Genomic DNA, 10,285 nt, shown 5'->3' on the forward strand with positions numbered 1-10,285 from the left:
GCTTGCCCGCGATGAGGCCAGAACAGACCCTCAATTGCGGATGAGTTTCCTGCCTATCTGCTCAACGACCACCTGATCCCATTCCCCCCAGATCTGCGGCTTGCCCGCAACCATAGCGGCCACCGGCACCCCATCGCGATACACCAGCCGATTGCTCACCAGCGCCGGCACTTTCACCCCGGGCAACAACGTCCCGGCCAGATTCAATGGATCAACTCCGCACACCGCCACCAGGCTGCCGTCCTGCGGGCGTCGGCGTACTTCGCGCAGCAAGGGAATGGCTTCGGGCAAAGCAAACTGCTCGCCAGCCAGACCACTGACAAACCGCCCGCCACGAATCTCGCCCCGCGCCTCCAGACGATGAAAGGTGCGCAGCAATTCCCGCCAGCTCGGCAACCAGTCCGCTTCGCGTTCCAGCAGACGCCAGAACACCACGCCATAGCGGCGCAGCAGGGTCATGGCGACATGTTCGAGCGTCTCGGCGGCATCGGCTGACGAACCCCGGCGCAGCAATGCCCAGCGTCCAGCATCGTCCATGCCGCCGATAAACGCCCCGCGTCCGCGTCGACTGCTGCGCTGCTGGCGCTTGCTTGCAGGAGTGATTAGCGCACGCAAGCCGGCGAAGCTGTCGGCGTTCACCAAACCTGCGGCGACCAGTTCCTGCAAGGCGATTTCCAGTTCGCTGCGCAGCAGGCGTGCTTCATGAATCAACTCATCGAAAAACAGCGCGCCATGCTGACTCAGCGCCTCGAAGACTTTCTGTGTTTTCGGCGATAACTCACTCACTGGTGTCTGTTCTGCCAATGCACTCCACAGACCCACTTGGCTGCGCGGCAGCAGCACAATCGGCGTACTGCGCAATGCCGAGCCGCTGACCTTCTGCCGCGCATTGATGCGCGTCCACACCAGTTTGCCGTTGCGGCACAGTTCATCCAGCCAGCTCGGCGAATAGTCCTTGAGGCGGGCCGGCAGGATGTCGCTGTCCCACGCCGAAGCTGCCGCCGGGTAACCTTCGAACTGGCCGACAATCGCCGGCAGCACCGCGCTGCCCTGACCTTGGGTGGCCGGCGTCAGATGCTGCCAGTCGAACAGAAAACGCATGAAGTCCTGCAATGCCACCGGTTCGATTTCCCGGCGCAGGCGCTTGACCGTGTAGCGATGGACGCGCGCCAGCAGATGGCGTTCGCACCATTCTTCAATCGCGCTGTTCGGCGTGAACTGGCCGCGCAACACATAACCTTCACGCTCCAGTTGCGCGAGGGCCTGATTGACTTGCGCGGCTGGCAGCGCGAGCGGCTCGGCAATGGCGGGCAACGGGATTGGCCCAAAGGCACCGAGGCGGGCGCGGATCACTTCGACCAGCGCTTCATCGAATGTCCACGCCTCGTTGAATCCGGGTAGCGCCACTGCTGCGCTCGCCAACGTGGCTTGTGGATAAAGTGCCTGCAGGCAACTCAGGCGTTCGCGAGCCAGCCACAACTGATGCTCGGCGTCGATCTGCAACCGGCAGGCGCGGCCGCTGGCCATCAGCATTTGCAGCCAGTCCGGCCAACCCGCGTTGGCGCGCGCTTCGGCGTCACTGATGCAGGCGAGGCTCATCAGCGCTTCGTGCATTTCATCCATGGAATTGGGCGACGGCCAGGCTTCTTCGCGCACCGCCGTGATCGCGTCGGCGTCCAGCGCGCCGAGGTCATCGGTCGACTGCGGATCGCTCCAGCGCCGGTTGATCACCGCTTGGGTGCGGCGTTCCTCAAGCGGCGCGTCGTCGAGAAACGTGTACGGCCGGGCGCTGAGGATTTCTGCCGCCAGTGGCGACGGTGCCGGCAAATCACGGGCGATCAGGCGCACCTCGCCACGCTCCATGCGCCGCAGCAGGGTCAGCCAGCCTTCGCTGTCCATCGCTTCGTGCAGGCAATCGTCGAGGGTCTGTTCCACCAACGGATGTTCGGGGACTTCACGCTCGCCGGCGAGGTTTTCCAGGCAGGCGATCTGGTCGGGGAAGACGCTGGCGATCAGGTCTTCGCTTTTCATCCGTTGCAGTTGCGGAGCGACTTTGCGCCCGCCGGTAAAGCGCGGCAACGCCAGCGCCACCCCGGCATTCCAGCGCCAGCGCACGCCAAACAAGGGCGCATCGAGCACGGCTTGAATAAGGGTGTGTTCGGCGCTGTTGCTGTGCAGGTAACGCCAGACCTCGTCGAGCTCAAAACTGTGACTGGTGGACAGCGACAGCACGATCGCGTCTTCGCTGGCGGCGGCCTGCAACTCGAAGTTGAAGGTGCGGCAGAAACGCTTGCGCAGGGCCAGGCCCCAGGCGCGGTTGATGCGGCTGCCGAATGGCGTGTGAATGATCAATTGGGTGCCGCCGGACTCGTCGAAAAACCGCTCCATCAACAGCGTGTCCTGCGAGGGCAGGGCGCCGAGGGTTTGCCGCGCGCGCGCCAGATATTCGACCAGTTGCTCGGCGCTGGCGAGGTTGAGGCCGAGTATGGTGGTCAGCCAGTCGAGCGCCGGTTGCAGATTACCGGGGCTGGCGCTGAGCAATTCGTCCAACTGCGCTTGCAGGCGCGCGACGGCCGCCGACAGTTCATCACTGCGCCCCGGCGCTTCGCCGAGCCAGAACGGAATGGTCGGCGGCATGCCCTGCGCATCCTCGACGCGCACTTTGCCGCTTTCTACCCGCAGGATGCGGTACGAGGTATTGCCGAGCTGGAACACGTCGCCGGCGATACTTTCCACGGCGAAATCTTCGTTGACGCTGCCGATGTTCAAACCCTGCGGTTCGAGCAGCACGCTGTAGTCGGCGTTGTCCGGAATCGTGCCGCCACTGGTCACGGCGGTCAGTTGCGCGCCCCGCCGGCCACGCAAGGTGCGACTGACGGCATCGCGGTGCAGGTAGGCGCTGCGGATGCCCTGGCGACCGTTGTAACCCTCGGCGAGCATGCTCAGCAGGGCCTGATAGTGTTTTTCGTCGAGATCGCGATACGGCCACGCTCGGCGGAACATCGCCAGCAACGCGTCCTCCGACCATTCCTGGCAACTGACCTCGGCAATGATCTGCTGCGCCAGCACGTCCAGCGGCTTTTCCGGAATGTGCAGCGTATCGAGCTCGCCCCGGCGCACGCAGTCGAGCAGGGCGGCGCACTCGATCAGATCGTCGCGGGTAGTGGCGAACAAACGACCCTTGGGCGTGCCGCCGACCTGATGTCCGGAACGGCCAACCCTTTGCAGAAACGCAGCAATCGAACGCGGCGAACTGATCTGGCAGACCAGGTCGACTTCACCGATATCGATGCCCAGTTCCAGTGATGCCGTGGCGATCAGCACTTGCAGCTCGCCGCGTTTGAGCCGTTGTTCGGCGTCGAGGCGAAACTCCTTGGCCAGGCTGCCATGGTGCGCCGCCACGGCCTGCTTGCCGAGGCGCTCGCTCAGATGCCGGCTGAGGCGCTCGGCAAGGCGTCGGGTGTTGACGAAAATCAGTGTGGTGCGATGCTCGCGAGCGAGTTCGGCGAGGCGCTCGTACACCAGTTCCCAGACATCATTGGCCATCACCGCCGACAGCGGCACCGGCGGCACTTCGATGCCCAGATCCCGAGGGCGGGCGTGGCCAATGTCGACGATTTCGCAGGGGCGATCCTGACCGACCAGGAACTGCGCCACGGCTTCTACCGGTTTCTGCGTGGCGGACAGGCCGATGCGGGTCAGCGGTTCGGCGCACAACGCTTGCAGCCGTTCAAGGCTCAAGGACAGATGACTGCCACGCTTGCCGGCTGCCATCGCGTGGATTTCGTCGATGATCACCGTGCGCGTGGTGCCGAGCATCCTGCGCCCGGATTCCGAGCCAAGCAGCACGTACAGCGATTCCGGCGTGGTGACCAGAATGTGCGGCGCGGTCTTGCGCATGGCGGCGCGGTCTTTCTGCGGCGTGTCGCCGGTTCGTACGGCGGTAGTGATGGTCAGCTCCGGCAGGCCCATCTCGCGCAATTGCGCGGTAATGCCGGCGAGTGGATTCTGCAGGTTGATCTGAATGTCGTTGGACAGTGCCTTCAGCGGCGAGACATAGACCACCAGGGTTTCGGCGGGCAAACCATCGGGCTGTTCCAGACCTCGATGGACAAGCTCATCAAGCACGGCGAGGAACGCGGTCAGGGTTTTGCCCGAGCCAGTAGGCGCGGCGATCAGCGTCGACCGGCGCTGGCGGATCAACGGCCACGCACGGGCCTGAGCGGTGGTGACCGCCGGGAAAGTCTTGTTGAACCAGGCGCTGACGGCGGGGTGAAAGCCGGCTAGCGCACTGGTGGCGGGGAGGGGCAGATTCATGACTGAAGTTATGCGGGCGGGGGCGGGAAGATGCAAGTACCGCTGGGGATCTTCAGCGACAGTCAGGCCCTTATCGTCGGCAAGCCAACTCCCACAGGATTCATGCCTGGCACAAAACTGTGGGAGCTGGCTTGCCAGCGATGAGGCCGGTTGCCTCAATACAAATCCCCGCATCTACACTTTACGGATGACGGTTGCGCACTAAACCCGCAAAATGCAACGATTCCGGCAATTATCGACGACGGTTCCACGAGAACCGTCGCCAAAGCCATCGTTCCAATCAGACTGGGCCTGCTGACTCTATGCGAATGCGCCTTATGTTACTGGGCGGCGGAAATGCCCTTGGGCAGGCGCTGATTCGCCTCGGTGCGGAAGAAGACATCGGTTTCCTCGCCCCCCGCCCGCCCGAAAACGGCTGGGATGCCGCGAGCCTCACCCAACTGCTCGACGACACCCGTCCCGATGCGTTGATCAACCTCGCCTACTATTTCGACTGGTTCCAGGCCGAGAGCGTCAGCGAAAGCCGCATGAGCGGTCAGGAACGCGCCATCGAGCGTCTGGCCGAACTGTGCCAGCACCACAACATTGTCCTCGTGCAGCCGTCGAGCTATCGCGTGTTCGACGGCTCGCGGGCCACGGCCTACAGCGAAAAAGACGAACCGGTGCCGCTGGGCCTGCGCGGTCAGGCCTTGTGGCGCATCGAGCAAAGCGTGCGCGCGACCTGCCCGCAACATGTATTGCTGCGGTTTGGCTGGCTGCTCGACGACAGTCCGGACGGCACCCTCGGGCGCTTCCTCGCCCGTGCGGAACAACCCGAAGAGTTGTTGCTGGCCGATGATCGGCGCGGTAATCCGACTCCGGTCGATGACGCCGCGCGAGTGATCATCTCCGTGCTCAAGCAACTCGACTGCGCCGCGCCGCTGTGGGGCACTTACCATTACGCCGGCCACGAAGCGACCACACCGCTGGCGCTGGGCCAGGCGATTCTCACCGAAGCACGTAGCCTGCATCCGCTGGCGATCGAAGCACCGACCGCGCAGGCCCACGCCGCGCGCCCGGACGCCGCCGAAGAACCGCAACACGCGGTGCTGGCCTGCAAGAAAATTCTCCACACTTTCGGGATCAAGCCGCGCGCCTGGCGTGCCGCACTCCCGGGTCTACTGGACAGGTTCTATCGACATGGCTGAAGGAACGGTTCTAATCACTGGCGGCGCCGGATTCATCGGCTCGCACCTGACCGATGCCTTGCTCGCCAAGGGCTATGCGGTACGCGTGCTTGACGACCTGTCGACCGGCAAGCGCAGCAACCTGCCGCTGGACAATCCCAAGGTTGAACTGGTGGTCGGCGATGTCGCCGATGCCGCTTTGGTCGCCCGCGCCATGCAAGGTTGCAACGCTGTCGCGCATCTCGCGGCCGTGGCTTCGGTGCAGGCCTCGGTGGACGATCCGGTGAAAACCCACCAGAGCAATTTCATCGGCACCCTGAATGTCTGCGAAGCCATGCGCCTGGCCGGGGTCAAGCGCGTGGTGTACGCCTCCAGCGCGGCGGTGTACGGCAACAATGGCGAGGGCGAGTCGATTGATGAAGACACGCCAAAAGCGCCGCTGACACCCTATGCCTCGGACAAACTGGCCGGTGAGCAATACTTCGATTTCTACCGTCGCCAGCACGGCCTGGAACCGGCAATTTTTCGCTTCTTCAACATCTTCGGCCCACGCCAGGATCCGTCCTCGCCGTATTCCGGGGTGATCAGCATTTTCAGCGAGCGCGCCTCGAAGGGTTTGCCGATCACCGTGTTTGGCGATGGCGAGCAGACTCGCGATTTCCTCTATGTCGGTGATCTGGTCGATTTGCTGGTGCAGGCGCTGGAAAAGCCTGATGTACAGGAAGGCGCGGTCAATGTTGGCTGGAATCAGGCGATGAGCCTGAAGCAGATGCTCGAAGCATTGAAATCAGTGGTCGGTGAACTGCCGCCCGTGAGCTACGGGCCGGCGCGTTCGGGTGATATCCGCCATTCGCGAGCGGATAACCGACGCTTGCTGCAGCGCTTTGAAATGCCGCCGCAGACGCCGATGAGTGTGGGCCTGGCGCGCTTGCTCGGGCGCTCCTGAGAAGCCCCTCACCCTAGCCCTCTCCCAGGGGGAGAGGGAACTGACTGAGGTGTTTGTGAGAAGTACGCCGACTTGCGATACCCAGTCGAACTCAGGTTTTGAACAACACACAAATCGGCTCCCTCTCCCCCGGGAGAGGGCTGGGGTGAGGGGCCCGGGCCTCCAACGCCCCACATGACTCAGCACCAAATGAAAAAGGCGCCTTTCAACAGGCGCCTTTTTCACGGCCGGAATATCGCTATCCCTGTGGGGAGGGAATGTTATCCCCCGATCGACTGCGTACGGTCTTCGTCAGGTCTGTGCCTGCCCGCCACCAAGCCTCATTCACCACCACGTGAACGTTCAGTAAAAAATCGACTTAGAACTTATAGCCCAGACCGACCATGTAGATGAACGGATCGACATCCACATTCACCCGTGCACGGGTGCCCGGTGCGACGGCGTTGTTCTCGACGGTCGCGCGGGTGTCGATATCGATGTAGCGCACCTGGGCGTTGAGCATGATGTTGTCGGTGATCATGTAGTCGGCGCCGACCTGCCAGGCCAGGCCCCAGGAATTTTTCGCCTTGAAGTTGCTGAAGCCGTTGGCGCTGGCTTCGCTGCCGACGTGTTCGTCGTAGATCCAGGTGTAGTTGATGCCACCACCCACATACGGCTGGAAGGCCGATTTCGAATCCAGTGGGTAGTAGACGACGCTGAGGGTCGGCGGAAGGTGCTTCAGCGTGCCGAGCTTGCCGTTGGCGGCGGGCAGGGCGGTGCCCTTGAGCTTGACGTCATGCTCGAACGGCGTGGCTGCCAGCAGTTCGATACCGATGTTGTTGGTGAGCATGTAGGCGAAGTTCAGACCCAGTTGAGTGTCGCTGCTCATGGTCGCCTTGCCGCCCAGATTGGTGCCGCTCAGCGGACCCTGATCGACCTTGACGCTGGAGCTGTCGGCCTTCGGGTTGACGGTGATCGCACCGGCGCGCACGAGGATGTCACCGGCTTCGTGGGCGTGGGCGAGCGGGGCTGCGAGCGCGAGGGCAAACAGCGGGGCGCTGAGCAAGGACTTGTTCATGGGGGCTCCGAAAGGACATAAAAATTCGATGTCCTAGGGTACGAAGCCGTCTGATACGGTGTTTTGACTCAGCTCAATGAAACAGTGAAGGCCCGTTTTTTTGTGGCGTTCATCTCGGCCCCATCGCTGGCAAGCCAGCTCCCACAATGATCCAGTTGTTTGTCAGTTTTTTGCTCACCCACATAACCTGTGGGAGCGGGCTTGCCCGCGATGGGGTCTCTGCGGACAATACAAAACTACCGGGACTTACTCCGGCAGCTCATACGCATAAATCTTCTCCGCCTCCATTTGATACCCGGCATCGGCCAGTTCACTGCTCGAGGCTTTCACCTGCAACGGTCCTTCAACCCAGTACGGTTGATACAGCTCATCGAGCTTCACGCCCAGTTCGCTTTTCACATGGACGATCTGGTTCGACGGCGGTGGCGGTACGTGGATGCAGGCGCCGAAATACGGCACCAGCAAAAAGTCGGTGGTGCGCCCCTCTTCGCTGACTTCCAGCGGCACGATGTAACCGGGCAGGCGAATGTTCTGTCCGTCGAGGCTCTTCACGACCGGCGCATTTGGCATGTCCTGCTTGGCCGCTGGTGCGGACTCGGCGGAAAGTGCGTCGCCCATCTTCGACAGGTCGTGCAGCGGGGTCATGTTGGGTACTTCCGGCGCGGCGTCCGGCGGGATCATTTCCGACCAGGTCAGGTCTTTCGGCGCCGCCGCCCACACGGGCAGGGCGACCAGCATCAGCAGCGCAAGCAGGGCGCGGGGCATGGTGAACATCCTCATAAACGGATCGACAGGCCATCGGCCAGGGATTGGCGATACGCGCGCCAGGCCGGCACGCTGCCCATCAGCAGCGCGGCCGCCAGAATGCCACCGAGCAGCGTCCATTCATACTCGCTCGGCCATGCCAGCGGCAGGTACAAACCGTAATTGGCCTGCACGTACCCTTGCGCAGCGGCGATGCCGATGTACAGCAGCGCCAGCCCGGCGATCACCCCGGTCAGGGCCAGGGCGAAAGCTTCCAGCACCAGCAGGCTTGCGATGTGCCACGGCCGCGCCCCCACTGAACGCAGAATCGCCATCTCCCGGCGACGTTCGTTGAGGCTGGTGAGAATCGCCGTGAGCATGCCGATCAGCCCCGTCAGCACAACGAACAGCGAGACCACGAACAAGGCTTTCTCGGCCGTACTCATCAGGCTCCACAATTCCTGCAAGGCCACGCCCGGCAGGATCGCCAGCATCGGTTCGCCACGGTATTCGTTGATCTCGCGCTGCAAGGCAAAGGTGGAAATCTTGCTGTTGAGGCCGAGCATGAACGCGGTGATCGCTTGCGGGGTCAGGTCCATGTTGCGCGCCTGATCAGCGCTGATCCGCCCGTTGCCGCGCGCCGGCACACCGTTGTGCCAGTCGATGTGAATCGCCTCCATGCCGCCGAGGCTGATGTGCAACGTGCGGTCCACCGGCGTGCCGGTACGCTGGAGAATGCCGACCACGGTGAAGGGTTTGTCGTCGTGCTTGACCAGGCTGATCGCCGCCACGCCGTGGGCCAGTACCAGTTTGTCGCCGAGCTTGTAGTGCAGCGCTTCGGCGACTTCGGCACCGAGCACCACTTCGAAAGGATCGGTGGCAAACGCGCGACCGTCGGCCAGCTCCAAGTGTTGCTGGCGCCCGTACTGGTAGTGCTCGAAGTAGGCTTCGGTGGTGCCCATCACGCGATAGCCGCGATGGGAATCGCCGAGGGACATGGGGATTGCCCACTTCACTTTCGGGTTGTTGGCGAAGTGTTCAAAGCTGTCCCAACGGATGTTGTTGGTAGCGTTGCCGATGCGGAACACCGAATACAGCAGCAGGTTCACCGACCCCGAACGAGCGCCGACGATCAGGTCAGTACCGCTGATGGTGCTGGCGAAACTCGCCTTGGCTTCGGTGCGCACACGCTCGACGGCGAGCAGCAGGCACACCGAAAGAGCAATGGCGAAGGCGGTGAGCAATGCGGTGAAACGGCGGTTGGCCAGGCTGGCCATGGCCAGACGAAACAGATACATCTCAGACCTCGGCGGACGTGGCGGCGCGATTGAGTTCGGCCAGGGACAGATGACGGTCGAACAGCGGCGCCAGGCTCTGGTCGTGGCTGACGAACAACAGACTCGATCCGGCCTCGCGGCACTCGGCAAACAGCAGGCGAATGAAGTTCTCGCGGGCGTCGTAATCCAGTGCCGAGGTCGGTTCGTCGGCGATCACCAGTTCCGGTTGGCCGATCAACGCGCGGGCGGCAGCGACCCGTTGTTGCTGGCCGATGGACAGCGAGTCGGCGCGGCGGCTGAGGATGCTTTCGTCTTTCAGACCCAAGTGCGCGAGCAGGGTGGCGGCGGCCTGATCGACGCTGCCATGGCGCTGTTTCGCCCGTTGCGCACGCAGTTTCGAGAAGTGACACGGCAACTCAACGTTCTCGCGCACCGAGAGAAACGGCAGCAGATTGAATTGCTGGAAAATGTAGCCGGTGTGATCGACGCGAAACGTATCGCGCTTGCCGGCAGACAGTTCGGTCAGCTCCTGGCCGAGCAGGCGAATGCTGCCCCGATTGGGCTTCTGCACCCCGCCAAGCAGGCCGAGCAGCGTGGTCTTGCCGCTGCCGCTGGGGCCTTTGAGAAACAGGGTTTCGCCGGCTTCCAGACGAAACGCCGGGATGTCCAGCAGCGGCGGGTGACCGGGCCAGTTGAAGCCAAGGTCGGAAAGTTCGATGAGTGCTTGGGTCATGGCACCGATTTTCATGAAGTGAACACATAACCCTGTGGGAGCGAG

At 62.8% G+C, this 10,285-nt stretch carries 7 protein-coding genes; 2 read left to right on the forward strand and 5 right to left on the reverse strand.

Annotated features, from left to right (window positions below; translation table 11 throughout):
- Positions 1-30: 30 nt before the first annotated feature.
- A complete protein-coding gene (locus F8N49_RS20500; RefSeq protein ID WP_151552325.1) occupies positions 31-4,317 on the reverse strand; it encodes a DEAD/DEAH box helicase in 4,287 nt (1,428 codons plus the stop codon).
- 302 nt (positions 4,318-4,619) lie between these two features.
- On the opposite strand from F8N49_RS20500, the gene F8N49_RS20505 reads away from it, so the two are divergent.
- Both F8N49_RS20505 and F8N49_RS20510 read left to right on the forward strand, forming a co-directional pair.
- Positions 4,620-5,504 (forward strand): sugar nucleotide-binding protein, encoded by an 885-nt coding sequence (locus tag F8N49_RS20505; protein ID WP_038860943.1) that lies wholly within the window; start codon positions 4,620-4,622, stop codon positions 5,502-5,504.
- On the forward strand, positions 5,497-6,429 hold the full coding sequence (locus F8N49_RS20510; RefSeq protein WP_071173730.1) for an NAD-dependent epimerase/dehydratase family protein: 933 nt from the start codon (positions 5,497-5,499) through the stop codon (positions 6,427-6,429). Before F8N49_RS20505 ends, F8N49_RS20510 begins: the two co-directional genes overlap by 8 nt.
- Positions 6,430-6,787: 358 nt before the next feature.
- On the opposite strand, the gene F8N49_RS20515 is transcribed toward F8N49_RS20510, so the two are convergent.
- The 4 genes from F8N49_RS20515 to F8N49_RS20530 all read right to left on the reverse strand — a co-directional run bounded on the left by F8N49_RS20515 (position 6,788) and on the right by F8N49_RS20530 (position 10,240).
- Entirely contained in the window at positions 6,788-7,486 is a 699-nt protein-coding gene (locus F8N49_RS20515; RefSeq protein WP_024014503.1) for an OmpW family protein, read from the reverse strand.
- 246 nt (positions 7,487-7,732) lie between these two features.
- Positions 7,733-8,251 (reverse strand): DUF3299 domain-containing protein, encoded by a 519-nt coding sequence (locus tag F8N49_RS20520; protein WP_024014502.1) that lies wholly within the window; start codon positions 8,249-8,251, stop codon positions 7,733-7,735.
- Positions 8,252-8,262: 11 nt separating this feature from the next.
- The gene (locus tag F8N49_RS20525) at positions 8,263-9,528 is read right to left on the reverse strand and encodes an ABC transporter permease (RefSeq protein WP_151552327.1); all 1,266 of its coding nucleotides are present in this window, start codon (positions 9,526-9,528) and stop codon (positions 8,263-8,265) included.
- Position 9,529: 1 nt separating this feature from the next.
- Positions 9,530-10,240 carry an ABC transporter ATP-binding protein gene (locus F8N49_RS20530; protein ID WP_076567723.1) on the reverse strand — a complete coding sequence of 237 codons (711 nt, stop codon included), beginning with the start codon at positions 10,238-10,240 and terminating at the stop codon, positions 9,530-9,532.
- Positions 10,241-10,285: the final 45 nt, after the last annotated feature.

It is taken from the genome of Pseudomonas sp. GXM4, assembly GCF_008923895.1.
In the GTDB taxonomy this organism is placed as follows: domain Bacteria; phylum Pseudomonadota; class Gammaproteobacteria; order Pseudomonadales; family Pseudomonadaceae; genus Aquipseudomonas; species Aquipseudomonas atacamensis.